Source organism: Kaistia nematophila (genome assembly GCF_026343855.1).
GTDB lineage: Bacteria > Pseudomonadota > Alphaproteobacteria > Rhizobiales > Kaistiaceae > Kaistia > Kaistia nematophila.
In genome coordinates, this window is record NZ_JAPKNK010000005.1 from 93,003 (window position 1) to 109,725 (window position 16,723).

Sequence of the window (16,723 nt, forward strand, 5' to 3'; positions counted from 1 at the left end):
TGTCGTCTTTTTCAGAAGGCAGGAATTTCCGTTGGAATCGGAAGGTTGGAAACGAAATTCCAAAAAGGGATCGATCCCGGGATCGGCAGAAACGGGTGATGGACGGGTCGCGCGGGAGTTGCAGAGGGGCAACTCGGCAAGGGCGCGAGGGCACGCGGGGCCGGCGTCAGGCAAGGCCGGGGGCTGGCGACACATCCGGTGACGCCGGTCGCGCGCGGCGGAGACGGCGAGGCAGGGAGGGCGCCACGTGGCGCCCCTGGGGACTTCACGATGTGGTGCGCCGGAAGGGTGTCAGCGCGGCGACCAGGTGCGGTCGAGCACGTCGAGCCAGTTTTCCGAGGCGATCCGGCGGATCAGCGCGTCGCCATAGCCATGCGCCTGCATCGCCTCGATCAGCCGGGGCAGCAGCGAGACGTCGGCGACGCCCTCCGGCACCACGGCGCCGTCATAGTCCGAGCCGAGCGCCACGCCGGTCTCGCCGAGCCGCTCCAGCATGGCGTCGAGATGGCGGATCATCACGTCGAGGCCGGTCGCCGCGTCCATGTGGCCGTCCGGGCGCAGGAAGGCGGTGGCGTAGTTGAGCCCGACCACGCCGCCGCTGGCGCGGATTGCCTCATACTGCGCATCGGTCAGGTTGCGCGAGACGGGGCAGATTGCATGGACGTTGGAATGGGTCGCGACCAGCGGCGCGTTGCTGGTCCTGGCGACCTCCCAGAAGCCCTTCTCGTTCAGGTGCGAGAGGTCGATCAGGATGCCGAGCCGGTTGCAGGCGCGGACCAGGTCGAAGCCGACGTGCGTCAGGCCGGGGCCGGTATCGGGCGAACTCGGGAAGCGCATCGGTACGCCATGGCCAAAGATGTTGGGCCGGCTCCACACCGGGCCGATCGAGCGCAGACCGGCGGCGTGCAGCACGTCGAGCATGACGAGATCGGCGTCGATCGCCTCGGCGCCCTCGATATGCAGGACGGTAGCGAGCGCGCCGCGCGCCATCGCGGCGCGGATGTCGGCGACGCTCCGGCAGACGGCGACGGCGCCTTCCGAGGCGCGTTCGAGGCGGAACAGGATCGACGCCATGGCGAGGGTTGATTTCTGTCCGTCCGAGAGCTCCAGCGCGTCGGGCAGCGGCAGGTCGTAGCCTTCACCCTGCATCAGGTCCATGAAGTTTTCCATGGCGGGCGAGGGCGGGAAGATCGCGAACATACCGCCGGCAAAGCCGCCTTCCCGCGCCCGCGGCAGGTCGAGATGGCCGCCCGCGCCGCCGGTCAGGAAGGACTGGATCGCGGCGTCGTCGCCGCCATTGTTGTAGAGGCGCAGCAGGACGTCGTTGTGCCCGTCGAAGACGGGGATCGGGGCGGTCGTCATGAAAGGGCTTTCCGGTAGGCGGGGCGGCGGGAAGGCTGAGGGTGTCAGGCGGGCAGGGCGGGATCGAGGCGCAGGATCTCGTCGAGGGGCTTTCGTTGCGAGCGCGGGACCTTGAAGCTGTCGGGCATGTGGCCGAAGCCGATCATGGTGATGACCAGCTCGTTGTCGGGAATGCCGACATGCGCGCGCATCGCCGCGTCGACGTCCTTGGTCTCACTCCAGTTCAGCATGCAGGCGCCGAGCCCTTCGGCATGTAGGCCGAGCGCCAGCGTCATGGCGAACATGCCGCCGTCGATCCAGCCCTGGTAGCGCTCGCCGACCGAGCCCCAGTGGCGGATGTCGGTGGTGACGATCAGGATGCCGCCGAGCTGCTCGCCGAAGCCGCGATTGCCGGACTGGAAGCCGAGCACGCTGGCGATCGCCTTGCGTTCGGTGAAGGCGTAGACGCGGCAGGTCTGGCGGTTGCAGCTCGAGGGCGATTGCTGCGCGGCGCGAACGGCCTGCTCGATCAGTGCGGGATCGACCGGCCGGTCCGCATATTGGCGCACGCTGTGGCGCGCTTCCATGAAGCCGAGGAAATCCATCGAGGCGCGCTGGCGGATGCCCTCCGCCGTGACGTCCTCGGTGCCGCCGAGAAGCTCGGTCCGCGCAGAGACGATCGCCTGCCTCAGCGTTTCGACGGCGGCCGGCACGTCGCCGATCTCGGCCCCGGCGGCGCGGTTGAACGCGACATAGGCCTCGAGCGCCCGGATCGCGATCTCGGCGCTGGCGTCGATGCCGTAGTCGGCAATGTAGGAGCGGGTCTCGCCGACCAGCTTGCGGATCTTTTCCAGGCCGAAGGCCGGGCGGGGATTGGCCAGCGACAGGCCATGTTCGACGGTATGGGCGAGCAGGTGGATATGCGCCTTGCGGCTTTCGCGGCTCTTCGGCCCGTGCAGGAAGGATTCCCGCGAATAGCGGCGATAATCATAGAGGAAGTTGCGGACCAGCCAGAGGGTCTGCCGCGCGCGCTCGGCTCGCGCGCCAAGCGGGTTCGTCACCGATAGCCAGCTCATTCACGGCCTCGTCTTGAAACGGAAATAGGGTAGGGCAACCCGTCAGGATTGCCGCGATGCGGGGAGGTTCGACCGCGAGGCGGCCCCTGTCAAACAAGCGCGGACGCTCGAAATCGGCGTCGCGACCGGGGTTTCGGCCCTCGGAAGCCGGCCCATGCCGCCCAAAAGCGCAGCAAAATCAGCGAAACGCGATCCGTATTGCTACCCATATGGATAGGTTTACGAATATTTGTTGCGTAAACCTACCCTCCCAATCACATGCCGGCCTATCTCTCTTCAGCCTTGGTCCCCGGGCCCTGTCGGTGCGAGCCTTTCCGCAACGCAGCAGGAACAGTGAGACCGTCATGAGCGATCTGATCGATGTCCGAGTGTTGTCCCCCATCACCACCAAGGGCTTTCGCAAGCCGGCCGACCTCGCCGCGCTGGGCTATGCCGGCCTGACCGTCAGCCACAGCCAGATCGACAGCGGCCCCGGCTCGATCGAGAGCGAGTTCGAGATCGCGATGTCGGTTCCCGGCACGATCGAGAAGGCGATCGAGGCGGAGAAGGAAGGCGCCCACGCGATCATCATCGACTGCATGGGCGATCCGGGCCTGCGGGCCGTGCGCGAGGTCGTCTCGATTCCCGTCCTCGGCCCGGCCGAGACCGCCATGCACGTCGCCGCCATGCTCGGCCACCGCTTCAGCGTCATCACCGTGCTGCGCCGCCTGCGCGCCCAGTTCGAGAACGAGGCTGCCGTCTACGGCCTCAGCACCAAGATGGCCTCGGTCCGCCATGTCGACATCCCGGTCCTGGAGCTGGAGGACGACCTTCCGCACACCCAGGCTCGCCTCGTCGAGCAGGCGGTGATCGCCGTCGAGCAGGATGGCGCCGAGGCGGTGATCTTCGGCTGCACCGGTCTTCTCGGCTGCGCCGCCGCCGTGCGCCAGGGCCTGCTTGCCAAGGGGATCGACATCCCGGTGGTGGACCCGATCCCCACGGCGGTGTCCGTGGCCGCGGCGCTCGCCCGCGTCGGCCTCAGCCAGAGCAAGCTCACCTACCCGATGCCGCCGAAGAAGGAACTGGTCGGCTACGGCTTCACGCTGCCCACCGCGATCGCGGCTGAGTGACGACCGGCGGCGAAACGAAGGAGATGGCACCGATGGCATTGGCCGAAGGGCGAACAACGACGCGCATCCGCTCGGGCGGATCGATTGCCGGGGCGCTCGGCGGCTTCAAGCTCTGGTGGCTGGTGCTCCCGGCTTTCCTGTTCTTCCTGCTCTTCTTCATCGCGCCGGTGGCGTCTCTCTTCGCGCTCGCCTTCGACAAGCCGGTTGCCGGCGTCGTCAACTTCGCGGGCAACCTGACCTTCGACAATTTCGTCCGTATCTTCACGCGGCCGCTCTATTATCTGGCGATCCTGCGTTCGATCTGGATCGCCGCGGTCGTCGCCGTCCTGGCCTTGGCGATCGGCTATCCGCTCGCCTATGTCATCGCCAAGACCGAGCATCCCGGCCGCAACACGCTGCTGATGATCCTCGTGCTCTCGTCGATGCAGCTCGATACCGTCATCCGCATGTACGGGCTGATGGTGCTGATGGGCGACCAGGGCCTGATCAATGGCGCGTTGATGTCGATCGGCCTGATCGAGAAGCCGCTACCCTTGATGTACAACACCTTCGGCGTCGTCGTCGGCCTCGTCCAGATCGCCTTGCCCTTCATGATCCTGTCGCTGATCGGCATCATCAAGGCGATTCACCCCTCGCTCGAGGAGGCCGCCCGCAGCCTCGGCGCCACCCGCGCCGAAGCGTTCTGGCGGGTGACGCTGCCGCTCTCCATGCCGGGCATCCTGGCCGGGTCGCTGCTCGTCTTCGCGCTGTCGGTCTCGTCCTATGTCGTGCCGGCGCTGATGGGCGGCTGGAAGGTGATGGTCCTGCCGATCCACATCTACCAGCAGATCGCCGAGACCGGCCGCTGGCAGTTCGGCTCCGCCGTCGCCGTCGTCCTCTTCGCCACCAGCCTGATGGCCGTCTTCATCTATCACAAGGCCGCGGTGCGCTCGGCCGGAGGGCGGACATGATGCGCGACGAATCCGCAATCCCGCTCGTCTTCAAGGTCATCGCCGGGTTCGCGCTGCTCGTCCTGCTGCTGCCGCTGGTCATCGTCGTGCTGGCCGGCCTCAATGCCGGCGACTACCTGACCTTCCCGCCGCAGGGCCTGTCGCTTCGCTGGGTGAAGGCGTTCCTGACCTCGCCGGTGTTCCTGTCGGCCTATTTCTACAGCTTCGCGCTGGCGCTTTGCTCCACGCTGATCTCCACCGTCGTCGGCACGCTGGCGGCGCTCTACCTCGCCCGCTCGTCGAGCAAGGCCTCCGGCGCGCTGCGCGGCTTCTTCATGCTGCCGATCGTGCTGCCCGGCGTGGTGCTGGGACTGGCGCTCTACGTGTTCTTCTCGACCACTGACATCGGTCTCGCCCGCACCTTCCCGGGTCTCCTGATCTGCCACGTGCTGGTGACATGCCCGTTCGTCATCGCCACGGTGACAGCGTCGCTGGTCGGCTTCGACGTCTCGCTGGAGGAGGCGGCGCGTAGCCTTGGCGCCTCGCCCTGGACCGCCTTCCGCAAGATCACGCTCCGGATCATCGCGCCGGGCATCTCGGCCGGCTGCATCTTCGCTTTCATCGTCTCCTTCGGCCAGTTCGAGACCACGCTGTTCCTGTCGGTGCCGAACCACGAGCCGCTGCCGATGGCGATGTATATTTCGCTTCGCTACAAGTTCGAGCCCACGGCGGCCGCGGCCGGCATCTTCGCCATCGCCCTCGTCGTCATCTCCACCATCGTCACATCCCGTCTCGTCAGCTTGCGGAGGGTCTTCAAGGCCTGAGGCACGGCCATGCTTCCACGCAGATGTCTACGCCCCGCCCAATGAGGCCGGGGTTCGCGAAAACAACAAAGGGGAATGCAATGAAGTCTACTTCCAAGGGAATCATCTCGACCCGGCGCGGCTTCCTGAAGGGCTCGGCCGCCGGCGCGCTCGCCCTCGGCACGGGCGTCAATCTCTTCAACATCAACCACGCCTGGTCGCAGGACGTGACCTATGACGGCTCCGTCTTCGACGCCGGCGGCGCGACGCTGCGGATCGCCGAATGGGGCGGCTTCTGGGAGGAGATCGTCCGCAAGGAACTGCTCGACCAGTTCGAGAAGGACTTCAACTGCAAGATCGCCTACGAGAGTTCGTTCCCCTGGTTCCCGAAATTCGTCGCCGGCGGCCCGCAGAAGCCGCCCTTCGCGCTGGTGAACTGGAACTATGGCGAGATGTTCAAGACGGCCGCGGCCGGCGATTTCTTCACGCCGCTCGACGAGGTCGTCGCCAACCTGCCGAACGCCAAGCTTATCTGGCCGTTCGCGACCGAGAACGGCGTCGGCGTGACGTGGAGCTATTCGCGCTACTGCTACGCCTACCGCACCGACCTGGTCGATCCGAAGCCGGCCGATTTCAAGACCTTCTGGGAAGAGAAGTTCGCCGGCAAGCGGGGCACCTACATCACCTCGAACGGCCTGCAGATGGATTTCTTCATCGCCGCCTGCAAGCTGTTCGGCAAGGACCAGTATGACCTCGAGGCCGGCTACGAGGCCATGCGCAAGGCCATGCCGATGAAGATCTCCGACTTCACCGGCAACATGCAGACCCTGCTCGAGCGCGGCGAAGTCGAGCTCGCCGTCCAACACGACGCCGAGGTCTACCAGCAGATGGACAAGGGCGTGAAGGTCGCGCCGATGCTGTGGGAAGAGGTCAAGCCGATCCTGACCCAGACCAAGACCGTCAGCCGCTACATCGAGCCGACGGAAAAGAAGCTCGCCTACGCGCTTCTGAACCGCACGCTGGAGACCAAGCTGCAGTCGGTCATGGGCAGCACCTTCTACCAGCGCCCGGTCAACAAGGACGTGGTCATCACCGAGAACCTCGCCTCGAAGGGCGTGACCAACACGGCCGACGCGATCGCCGGCTACTGGACGCCGGACTGGAAGAGCTACAACGAGAACGAAGAGGACATCGTCGAGACGGTCAACGGCATCTTCGCCGGCTGATCCCTCAGCATCCGCCACGAACGATCCCGGGAACGGAAGCCTCGATACCCATGTCCGATATCCGCCTTGTGAACCTCACCAAGACCTATGGCGAAGGCAACGCCGTCTCCGAGATCAACCTGAACATCGGGGAGGGGGAGTTCTTCTCCCTCCTCGGTCCCTCCGGCTGCGGCAAGTCGACGACGCTGCGCATGATCGCCGGCTTCATCAAGCCGTCCTCCGGCCAGATCCTGATCGGTTCGGACGACGTCACCGGCCTGCCGCCGGAAAAGCGCGACATCGGCATCGTGTTCCAGAATTACGCGATCTTCCCGCACATGAACGTCGCGGAGAACATCGCCTTCGGCCTGAAGCTTCGGAAGCGCAACAAGAACGAGATCACCTGGCGCGTCACCGAGGCGCTGAAGCAGGTCGGCCTCGCCGGCTATGGCGAACGCTACCAGCGCCAGCTCTCCGGCGGCGAGCAGCAGCGCGTGGCGCTCGCCCGCGTGCTGGTGACCGAGCCGCGCATCCTGTTGCTCGACGAGCCGCTCTCGGCCCTCGACAAGGGCCTGCGCGAGGAGATGAAGTTCTGGATCAAGGACCTGCAGAAGAATCTCGGCATTACCACGGTCTATGTCACGCACGACCAGGACGAGGCGCTGACCATGTCCGACCGCATCGGCGTGATGTCAAAGTCGAAGATCGTTCAGGTCGGTACGCCGCAGGAGATTTACGAGCGGCCAAAGACGCTGTTCGTCACCAGCTTCATCGGCCATTCCAACATGCTCGACGTCACCATCCGCGGCCAGGATGCGACCGGCGTCACCGTCGATCTCGGCGGCCATGAACTGAAGACCCGCGCTTCCTCCGCCGTCACGCCGGGCGGCGCCGCCAAGCTGGTGGTGCGGCCGGAAAACGTCCTCATCGGCGGAGCGATCGGCGACGGCGATGCCCGCCTGAGCGCCACCGTGCTGAGCGAAACCTACCAGGGCCCGATCGTCCGCTATCGGCTCAAGGTCGGCGAGCAGGAGATCGTCGCGGAACGTCAGAACCAGGCGCATGTCGAGCGCTTCTCCCCCGGCACGGTCGTGACGATCGGCTGGGATCCCGAATGGTCAGAGGCGCTCGTCGCCTGATCCCCTCCAGCACCCAAAATTCCACCAGATCGAGGTTCGATAATGCGTATCGGCATTGACGTCGGCGGCACCAACACGGATGCCGCCCTGATGGACGGCCTGACCGTCCGGGGCGCCTGCAAGACTCCGACGACCTCGGATGTGAGCTCCGGCATCTCCAAGGTACTGCGCGACGTGTTGAGCCTGACGGGCGTCGCCGTCTCCGAGATCAAGGCCGTGATGATCGGCACCACGCATTTCACCAATGCCGTGGTCGAGCGCAAGCGTCTGCTCGAAGTTGCCGCCATCCGCCTCGGCCTGCCGGCGACCAAGGGCCTGCCGCCGATGACGGACTGGCCGAACGACCTCGCCACCACGCTCGGCCGCCACACCTTCATGGTGCGCGGCGGACACGAGTTCGACGGCCGCGAGATCTCGCCGCTCGACGAGAAGGAAATCCTGCGCATTGCCGGCGAGATCAAGTCGCGCGGCCTGAAGACCGCGTCCATCACCTCGGTGTTCTCGCCGGTCACGCCGATCATGGAGCAGCGCGCCGCCGAGATCCTGCGCAACGAGGTGCCCGATCTCTCGATCTCGCTGTCACATGAGATCGGTCGCGTCGGCTTCCTGGAGCGCGAGAACGCGACGATCATGAACGCCTGCCTCGCCGACCTGTCGACGCGGGTGGTCAACTCGTTCCGCCAGGCGCTGAAGGACCTGTCGATCGAGGCGCCGTTCTTCATCAGCCAGAACGACGGCACGCTGATGACGCCCGATTATGTCGCGCGCTATCCCGTCCTCACCTTCGCATCCGGCCCGACCAATTCGATGCGCGGCGCCGCGCTGCTCGCCGGCGAGAAGGAAGCCATGGTCGTCGATATCGGCGGCACGACCTCCGACGTCGGCATGCTGATGCAGGGTTTTCCGCGCGAATCCGCGGTGGCGGTCGACATCGGTGGCGTGCGCACCAATTTCCGCATGCCGGACGTGCTGGCGATCGGCCTCGGCGGCGGCTCGATCATCCGCGACGAGGGCACGCGCATCGGCCCGGATTCGGTCGGCTACGAGATCACCTCGAAGGCGCTCGTCTTCGGCGGCGACACGCTGACCACGACCGACATCGTGGTCGCGGCCGGTCTCGAGGATATCGGCGACCGTTCGCGCGTCGCCCACATTCCGGCCAAGACCATCAACAACGCGCTCGACACCATGCACCGCATGGTCGATGAGGCGGTCGACCGCATGAAGACCAGCGCCGATCCGCTGCCGGTCATCCTCGTCGGCGGCGGCTCCATTCTCGTCTCGCGCGACCTGCCCTCGGCTTCGAAGGTGATCCGGCCGGAGAACGCCTCCGTCGCCAATGCCATCGGCGCGGCGATCGCCCAGGTCGGCGGCGAGATCGACCGCATCTTCTCGCTCGAAGGCACCTCGCGCGACATCGTGCTCGCCGGCGCCAAGGCCGAGGCGACGGAGCGCTCGACCAAGGCCGGCGCCGATCCGGACTCGGTCAAGATCGTCGACATCGAGGAAGTCCCGCTCGCCTACCTGCCGGGAAGCGCCACGCGCATCCGCGTCAAGGCGGTCGGCGACCTGGTGATGGATTGAGCCCGCCATGAAGCTCACCTCCGAAGACCTCCACGACCTCGCGGTCGGCGCCGCCTTTCTCGGCACCGGCGGCGGCGGCAATCCCTATGTCGGCCGTCTCATGGTGCAGCGCTGCCTGGACGAAGGGCTGACGGTCGACCTGATCGACCCGACCGACGTCCCGGACGAGGCGCTGGTCATCCCGACCGCCATGATGGGCGCGCCGACCGTGCTGATTGAGAAGCTGCCGAGCGGCGAGGAGGCGATCACCTCCTTCCGGCAGCTCGAGAAGCATCTCGGCCGCAAGGCGTTCGCCACGATGCCGATCGAGATCGGGGGCATCAACTCGACCATCCCGCTTGTCGTCGGCGCGCGCCTCGGCATCCCGATCGTCGATGCCGACGGCATGGGACGGGCCTTCCCGGAACTGCAGATGGAAACCTTCGGCGTCTACGGCGTCTCGGGCAGCCCGATGTATGTGACGGACGAGGACAACGACTCCACCCTGCTGATGGCGACCGACAACAAGAGCATGGAGTGGCTGTCGCGCATGGTGGCGATCCGCATGGGCGGCTGCGCCTATATTGCGGAATATTCGATGTCGGGCGCCGACGTGAAGCGCACGGCCGTGCCCAACACGATGACGCTCGCCATGCGCATCGGTCGCTGCCTGCGCGAGGCCAAGGCCAGCCACCAGAGCCCGTTCGACGCTCTGCTGAACCTGATGCCGCAGACGCTCTACAACCATGCGCGCATCATCTTCACCGGCAAGCTGGTCGACGTGCAGCGAGAGACCCGCAACGGCTTCTCGATCGGTCGGGCCCGCATCGACGGCCTCGGCCCCTGGGTCGGCACGATGGAGATCGAGATCCAGAACGAGAACCTGATCGCCCGCGTCAATGGCGAGGTCAGGGCGATCGTGCCGGACCTGATCTGCATCATGGATAGCGAAAGCGCCGAGCCGATCACGACCGAGCAGCTGCGCTACGGCCAGCGCGTCACCGTGGTCGCCGTCGCCGTGCCCGCGATCATGCGCACGCCGGAAGCGCTCGACGTCTTCGGTCCCCGCTGCTTCGGCCTCGATCACCCCTTCACCCCCATCGAGACAATGGCCTGAGATGATCACCCACATCACGCTCGACGACCTGGAAGACCTGGCGCTCGGTGCCGCCGTGCTCGGCACGGGTGGCGGTGGCGACCCCTATATCGGCAAGCTGTTCGCCCGCGCGGCGATCGAGGAGCACGGGCCTGTGCGGCTGCTGTCGCTTGACGAGGTGCCGGACGCGGTCCGCGTGCTGACCTGCGGCGCCATGGGCGCGCCGACCATCCTGATCGAGAAGATCGCCAGCGGCGACGAGATGGGCCTCGCCTTCGACACCTACGAGGCCCACACCGGCAGCAAGGTCGAGGCGGTGATGCCGTTCGAGGCCGGCGGCGTCAATTCGACCATTCCCGTCATGATCGCCGCCAAGCGCGGCCTGCCGCTGGTCGATGCCGACGGCATGGGCCGCGCCTTCCCGCAGCTTGAGATGGAAACCTTCAACGTCTATGGCGTGCCGGCTTCGCCGGTCGCGATCGCCGACGAGCAGGGCAATACCGGCATCATCCAGACGAGCTCGGCCGCCAAGGCCGAGTGGATCGCCCGCGGCATCACCATCCGCATGGGCGGCCAGGCCTATATCGCCAATTACGGCATGGACGGCGCCACCGCCCGGCGTGTCTCGGTTCCCGGCACCGTGTCGCTCGCGATCGGCATCGGCCGCACGCTGCGCGAGGCGCGCGAGAACCATCAGGACATGATCCAGGCGCTGATCGATTTCTTCGCCACCACGCATTACGAGGAGGCGCGCATCGTCGGCTCCGGCAAGATCACCGACGTGTCGCGGCGGATGGAGAATGGCTGGTCGGTCGGCATCGCGACGATCGAGCCCTTCGGCGGCGGCACGCCGATGCAGATCCGCATCCAGAACGAGAATCTGGTGGTGGAGCAGGGCGAGGACGTGCTGGCGATCGTTCCGGACCTGATCTGTCTGCTCGACGTCGATACCGCCGAGCCGATCCTGACCGAGCGGCTGCGCTACGGCCAGCGCGTCAATATCCTCGCCGTGCGCGTGCCGCCGATCATGCGGACGCCCGAGGCGCTTGCCGTCTTCGGCCCGAAGGCGTTTGGCCTCAAGCACGAATACACGGGTCTGGGGCTGGAAGCTTGAACCTCTGGTGAAATCGGGATCGGCCGTTATACTCGGATCCGCATAGGGCGTGCCTCTGTTCCAGAGGCATGATCGATACGCCGATCCGGATCCAATGACGGTTGCATCTGTCGTCAACCATCCCGCCGAGGCGCGGCGCCGCACCACTGTGCCGCGCCGTTTCGCCGACGCGATCGAACGCCCGTTCCTGATCGACTGCATCCGCAACGGCATTGCCGGGCAGGTCGTCGTGCTGCAGGCGCCGTCCGGCTTCGGCAAGACGGAACTGCTCGCCGCCGCCTACGAGATCCTGCCCGAGCCGGGCGACCGCTTCGGTTGGCTGACGGTGTCGGCGGTCGATGCCAACCCGGCCATGTTTCTCGACGGAATCGCCGCCGCCTTCGGGCTGCAGCCACGTCCCGCCATCGATCGCGACATCGAGGCTTCGGCGCAGCGCCTTCTGGCGCGCCTTGCCGAAAGCGGCGAGCGCTTCGTCCTCTTCCTCGACGAGTTCCAGTCCGCCGCCGGCGAGGCCTTCTTTGCGTGCTGCTCGGTGCTGTTCCGCCATCTGCCCGACAATGTCCGCCTCGTCATCGCCTCGAACAGCCGTCCCGATATTCCGCTCTCGCGCTTTCGCCTGCGCGGCTTCCTGACCGAGCTGCTTTCCGGCGATCTCGCCTTCACGCGCACCGAAATGCGGCGGCTGCTCGGCAAGCGCATGGCGGCCAACGAGCTCGATGCCTTCGCCGAACTGACCGGCGGCTGGCCGGCGCTGGTGCAACTCGCCGTACCGCTTCTCGGCACGACCGACGATGCGCGCGACCGCGCCGAGCTGCTGGACGGCACGCACCGCACGTTTCGCGACTTCATGTCGGAAGAGATCGTTCCGCGCATTCCGCGCGACATGCGCGAGGCGCTGACAGTCTGCTCGATCCTCGCCGATTTTCCGCTCGATCTCGCCTCGCATCTGGCCGGCGTCGCCGTCGAGCAGCGTTCGGTGCGCGATCTCGAGGATTTCGCGCCGATCATCGTGCCGGTCGACCAGCGTCCCGGATGGTTCCGCCTGCATCCGGTGCTGCGCGCGGCCTTCTCGTCACAGCTGCAACTGCATCCTTCCGAGCGCGTGCTGGCGCTGCATTCGAGTGCCGCGACCTGGTTCGCCGCCCGCGATCATCTCGAAAAGGCCGTGACGCACGCGTCGCTCGCCGGCGATTTCGCGCTTGCCGCCGAGACGATCCGCCGGGCTGGCGGCGTCAACATCTTCCTGCGCGCCGGCCATTCCGTGCTGGAGCGGCTGATCGAGAACATCCCGGCCGGCGACATCTACCGCTCGCCGAGCCTGAAGCTGATCTACGCCCTCGTGCTCGGCAAGCGCGGCCGTATCCGCTCGGCCCGCGAGATCGTCGACGACCTGCGCGATTCCGGCGAGATCGACGAGCTGGGGCTGGTCCCTCCCGATGGCGAACTGGAGTTCGGCCATATCGAGGGGATGATCGACATCTACGAGGATTGCCATTTCGAGGACGAGCAGATCGAGGCGCTGGAACGCCTGCTCGGCCGGCTCGGGCCGAAGGACACCTGGGATCGCGGCTGGCTCTACAATCACCTCTGCATCGCCTATACGCGCCGGGGCGATCTCGACCGCGCCCGCACCAACGCGCTGCGCTCGCTCGCCTGCTACCGGGAGGAGCGGGCAGCCTATCCGCAGATCTTCATGCTGATCCATCTGAGCCTGGTCACGCTGCTGACCGGGCGGCCGTCGGCGGCGCTGATGCTGGCGCGCGAGGCGGAGGAACTGGCGCAGCGCACGCAATGGAGCGACCGCAACCTGCTCGCCATCGCCCATATCCCGATGGCGGAGGCGCTCTACCAGCAGTCGGAGGTGCGTGAGGCCGAGAGGATGCTGCGCGAGGGCATGCCCTTCGTCGCCCGCGGCGAGGGCTGGGTAGACCTGTTCGTGCGCGGCTATGGCATCCTCGCCCGGGCGCAGATGGGGCTGATGGGCATCGAGGCGGCGCTCGGCGTCATAGACCGCGCCGAGGAAGTGGCAATCGAGCGCGATCTGTCGCGGCTGCGCCTTGCCGTGCGCATTCTTCGCGTCGAACTGCTCACCCGCGCCGGACTGCTCGAAGCGGCAGCGCAGGTCATTTCCGACATGCCGGCTTTGGACGAGACCGTGCTCTGGCCGACCTGGCGCGAATGGGGCGACGCCTCGATCGTGCAGGCGCGGCTGCTGGCCCGTACTGGCCAACCCGACGCGGCCATCGGCCGGCTGGAAATGCTGGTCGAGCGGGCGGCGGGGCGCGATCACGGAAGCCACCAGTTGGCCGCGTCCGTCGTCTCCATCGAGGCCTACTGGGCGGCGGGCCGGATGGAGGATGCGCTGGCTGCCTTGCAGCGCTCGATCGCCATGGCGCAACCGCAGGACAGCCTGCAGATCTTCCTCGACGAGGGCCAGCCGCTTTCGCAGGCCGTGCGGGGTATCGTGCGCCGCTTCGGCCTCTCGACCTTCAGCCCGAAGACGGCCGAGTTCGTCAGCCGCATCGCCGGGGCGCTGCATCAGGTCAATCCGAACCAGCCGCGCGTCGGCACCGACCTTCTGACGGCGCGCGAATCCGAGATGCTGGAATTCCTGGCCCGCGACGCCACCAACAAGGAGATCGCCCGCGACCTCGGCCTGACCGAGGCCACGGTGAAGTTCCACCTGAAGAACCTTTACGCCAAGCTCGGCGTCGGGCGCCGCAGCCTCGCCGTCTCGGTCGCCCGCAAGGTCAGCCTGCTCGGGGTGGATTGAGGAAGGGGGGGCCGGCGCCGTCAGCCCATCATGCTGACATGCGCCGCCGCGACCTTCCAGCCGTCCTCGGTCCGGATCCAGGTCTGCATCTGGCGGCCGACCTGGCCGGGGAAATCGGGACGGTGGAAAAGCGTCGAGGCGATGGCGACGTCGTTGCCATAGGTGGTGATGACGGTATTCGACAGCGTGCGCTCGAAAGGTTTCTGCACAGCGCGGAACTGCCGAACCTCGTCGATGCCGTGTTGCACCTCGGCGACGCCGTAGCGGATGGTGCGTTCCGAATGCAGGAACATCGCGTCGAGCGTCGCACCGTCGTTCTCCAGCAGCGCCTTCTCATAGGCCTGGAAGATCGCCGTCACCTCGGCCACGAGGTTGGGATCGTCGACAACAAGGGTCTCAGCCATCGGCCATGGCTCCTGCAAAGGCAGTCTCCAGTGCTGCGAGTGGCGTCGCCCAGCCGACGATGCCGCCCTGCGCGACGATCATCTCGATCGCGGCCGCCTTGAATTCCGGGAAATAGCTCTCGGTCGCGTCCTCGATCAGCAGGCATTCATAGCCGCGATCGTTCGCCTCGCGCATCGAGGTCTGGACGCAGACTTCGGTCGTGACGCCGGCGAAGACGAGCTGCGTGATGCCGCGTTCCAGCAGGGTCTGGTGCAGGTCGGTCGCCCAGAACATGCCCTTGCCGGGCTTGTCGATGACGATCTCGCCGGCGACGGGCGCCAGGTCGGGCAGGATCTGGTTGCCGGGCTCGCCGGCGATCAGGATCCGCCCCATCGCGCCCTCGTCGCCGATCCGAAGGCCCGGCTTGCCGCGCATGCGCTTGGCCGGTGGGCAATCGGAAAGGTCGGGCTTGTGCGCCTCGCGGGTGTGCACGACGAGCATGCCGTGCGTCCGGAAGAAGCCGATCAGGCGGGCGACGGTCGGCACGATCGCCGTCAGCCGCGACACGTCGTTGCCGAGCACGGCGCCGAAGCCGCCCGGCTCGATGAAGTCGCGCTGCATGTCGATGACGACGAGCGCCGCCTTGTTGGGCTCGATGGAGAAATCATAGGGGCGGGCGGGGACGGAAAGCGCCATGCTCAATGCCCCGCCATGTGCTGGCCGATGGTGTTGCGGTCGGTGTCCTCGATCGCCGCGACATAGCCGATCGCGCCGCCCGACATCACCGCCACCCGGTCGGAGAGTTCGAGGATCTCGTCGAGGTCCTCGCTGACCAGCAGCACCGCCGCGCCACGGTTGCGCTGCTCCATGATCTGGCTGCGGATCTCGGAAACCGAGGCGAAGTCGAGGCCGAAGCAGGGGTTGGCGACGATCAGCACGTCGACATCGCCGGAGAGCTCGCGCGCCAGCACGGCGCGCTGGACGTTGCCGCCGGAAAGCGTTTCGATTGGGGCGTCGGCCGAGGTCGTCTTCACCCGGTAGCGCTCGATCAGTTCGCCGGCGCGGCGCCGCATCGGCCCTGGCGACAGCCACCAGCCGAGGCTTGCCATCGGCGCCTTGTCGAAGGCGCGGAACGCCATGTTCTCGGCCACGCTCATGCGCGGCACGGTGGCGTTCTTCAGCGGCTCCTCCGGCAGGCCGAAGACCTTGAAGCGGTCGAAGTCGCCGCGCTTCGGCTCGAACGGCTTGCCATGGATGAAGATGGCGCCGTCCTTCAGCTGCCGCTGCCCGGCCAGCGCCTCGACCAGCGCGCTCTGGCCGTTGCCGGAGACGCCGGCAATGCCGACGATCTCGCCGGCCTTGACCTTCAAATTAATCGCATCGAGCACCGGACGGCCTTCGCCGTCCTCGGCGACGAGGCCGGCCAGTTCGAGCACGGCGGCCTTGTCATTGTGCTTCAGCCGCTCGGCGCGCTCGCGGATCTCGGTGTCGCCGATCATCATTCGGCTCATCTCGGCGACGGTCGCCGTCTGGGCGTCGCCCGAGCCGGTGAGCTTGCCGCGCCGGAGCACGGTGAAGCTGTCGCAGAACGCCTTCACCTCGCGGAACTTGTGGCTGATCATCAGCACGGTGACTTCGCCGCGCCGCGCCATCTCGCCGAGCAGGCCGAGCACTTCGTCCGCCTCGCCCGGCGTCAGCACCGAGGTCGGTTCGTCGAGGATGACGAAGCGCTGTTCCAGATAGAGCAGCTTGAGGATCTCGAGCTTCTGCTTTTCGCCGGCCGAGAGCGACGAGACCTGTTCGTTGAGCGGCACGCGGAACGGCATGCGGTCCATGAAGGCTTCGAGCCGCGGCTTCTCCGCCCGCCAGTCGATGACGGCCGGCGTATCGGCGCGCGAGATGACGAGGTTTTCCGCGACGGTGAGACACGGCACCAGCGTGAAATGCTGGTAGACCATGCCGATGCCGAGGTCGCGCGCGTCGCGCGGGCTGCGGATCTCCACCTCCTTGTCGTCGAGCAGCACCGACCCGTGCTCGGGCGTGTAGAAACCCATGATGCATTTGACGAGCGTCGACTTGCCGGCGCCGTTCTCGCCGAGCAGGGCATGGAACGAGCCCGGCTTGACGTCGATCGACACGTCGTCGAGCGCGGTGAAGGCGCCGAAGGTCTTGGTCATGCCGATCGTCTGCA

14 protein-coding genes are annotated in these 16,723 nt (G+C 66.7%); 9 read left to right on the plus strand and 5 right to left on the minus strand.

The window, feature by feature from the left end; genetic code table 11:
- Positions 1-291: 291 nt before the first annotated feature.
- Positions 292-1,362 carry a dipeptidase gene (locus tag OSH07_RS13405; protein WP_266339166.1) on the minus strand — a complete coding sequence of 357 codons (1,071 nt, stop codon included), beginning with the start codon at positions 1,360-1,362 and terminating at the stop codon, positions 292-294.
- 44 nt (positions 1,363-1,406) lie between these two features.
- On the minus strand, positions 1,407-2,417 hold the full coding sequence (locus OSH07_RS13410; RefSeq protein ID WP_266339167.1) for a nitroreductase family protein: 1,011 nt from the start codon (positions 2,415-2,417) through the stop codon (positions 1,407-1,409).
- 344 nt (positions 2,418-2,761) lie between these two features.
- Between OSH07_RS13410 and OSH07_RS13415 the strand changes: the two genes are divergently transcribed.
- The 9 genes from OSH07_RS13415 to OSH07_RS13455 all read left to right on the plus strand — a co-directional run bounded on the left by OSH07_RS13415 (position 2,762) and on the right by OSH07_RS13455 (position 14,148).
- Entirely contained in the window at positions 2,762-3,526 is a 765-nt protein-coding gene (locus OSH07_RS13415; protein WP_266339168.1) for an aspartate/glutamate racemase family protein, read from the plus strand.
- Positions 3,527-3,558: 32 nt separating this feature from the next.
- A complete protein-coding gene (locus tag OSH07_RS13420) occupies positions 3,559-4,476 on the plus strand; it encodes an ABC transporter permease (RefSeq protein WP_266339169.1) in 918 nt (305 codons plus the stop codon).
- On the plus strand, positions 4,473-5,279 hold the full coding sequence (locus OSH07_RS13425; protein ID WP_266339170.1) for an ABC transporter permease: 807 nt from the start codon (positions 4,473-4,475) through the stop codon (positions 5,277-5,279). The genes OSH07_RS13420 and OSH07_RS13425 overlap by 4 nt, the downstream gene beginning before the upstream one ends.
- An 80-nt stretch (positions 5,280-5,359) precedes the next feature.
- The gene (locus OSH07_RS13430; protein ID WP_266339171.1) at positions 5,360-6,484 is read left to right on the plus strand and encodes an ABC transporter substrate-binding protein; all 1,125 of its coding nucleotides are present in this window, start codon (positions 5,360-5,362) and stop codon (positions 6,482-6,484) included.
- 50 nt (positions 6,485-6,534) lie between these two features.
- On the plus strand, positions 6,535-7,602 hold the full coding sequence (locus OSH07_RS13435) for an ABC transporter ATP-binding protein (protein ID WP_266339172.1): 1,068 nt from the start codon (positions 6,535-6,537) through the stop codon (positions 7,600-7,602).
- 42 nt (positions 7,603-7,644) lie between these two features.
- Positions 7,645-9,186 (plus strand): hydantoinase/oxoprolinase N-terminal domain-containing protein, encoded by a 1,542-nt coding sequence (locus tag OSH07_RS13440; RefSeq protein ID WP_266339173.1) that lies wholly within the window; start codon positions 7,645-7,647, stop codon positions 9,184-9,186.
- A 7-nt stretch (positions 9,187-9,193) separates the two neighbouring features.
- The gene (locus tag OSH07_RS13445; RefSeq protein ID WP_266339174.1) at positions 9,194-10,282 is read left to right on the plus strand and encodes a DUF917 domain-containing protein; all 1,089 of its coding nucleotides are present in this window, start codon (positions 9,194-9,196) and stop codon (positions 10,280-10,282) included.
- Between the two features lies 1 nt (position 10,283).
- Positions 10,284-11,375 carry a DUF917 domain-containing protein gene (locus OSH07_RS13450; RefSeq protein WP_266339175.1) on the plus strand — a complete coding sequence of 364 codons (1,092 nt, stop codon included), beginning with the start codon at positions 10,284-10,286 and terminating at the stop codon, positions 11,373-11,375.
- A 94-nt stretch (positions 11,376-11,469) separates the two neighbouring features.
- Entirely contained in the window at positions 11,470-14,148 is a 2,679-nt protein-coding gene (locus OSH07_RS13455; protein ID WP_266339176.1) for a LuxR C-terminal-related transcriptional regulator, read from the plus strand.
- Between the two features lie 20 nt (positions 14,149-14,168).
- Here the strand turns inward: OSH07_RS13455 and hpxZ are convergent, their stop codons facing one another.
- From hpxZ to OSH07_RS13470, 3 genes are read right to left on the minus strand one after another with little or no spacing between them, the layout of a single operon-like run.
- Positions 14,169-14,552 (minus strand): oxalurate catabolism protein HpxZ, encoded by a 384-nt coding sequence (hpxZ, locus tag OSH07_RS13460; protein WP_266339177.1) that lies wholly within the window; start codon positions 14,550-14,552, stop codon positions 14,169-14,171.
- Positions 14,545-15,228: a cysteine hydrolase family protein gene (locus tag OSH07_RS13465; protein ID WP_266339178.1), complete on the minus strand. Its 684-nt coding sequence runs from the start codon at positions 15,226-15,228 to the stop codon at positions 14,545-14,547. The genes hpxZ and OSH07_RS13465 overlap by 8 nt, the downstream gene beginning before the upstream one ends.
- A 2-nt stretch (positions 15,229-15,230) precedes the next feature.
- Positions 15,231-16,709, minus strand: a complete 1,479-nt coding sequence (locus OSH07_RS13470) for an ABC transporter ATP-binding protein (protein WP_266339389.1) — start codon at positions 16,707-16,709, stop codon at positions 15,231-15,233.
- Positions 16,710-16,723 lie beyond the last annotated feature (14 nt).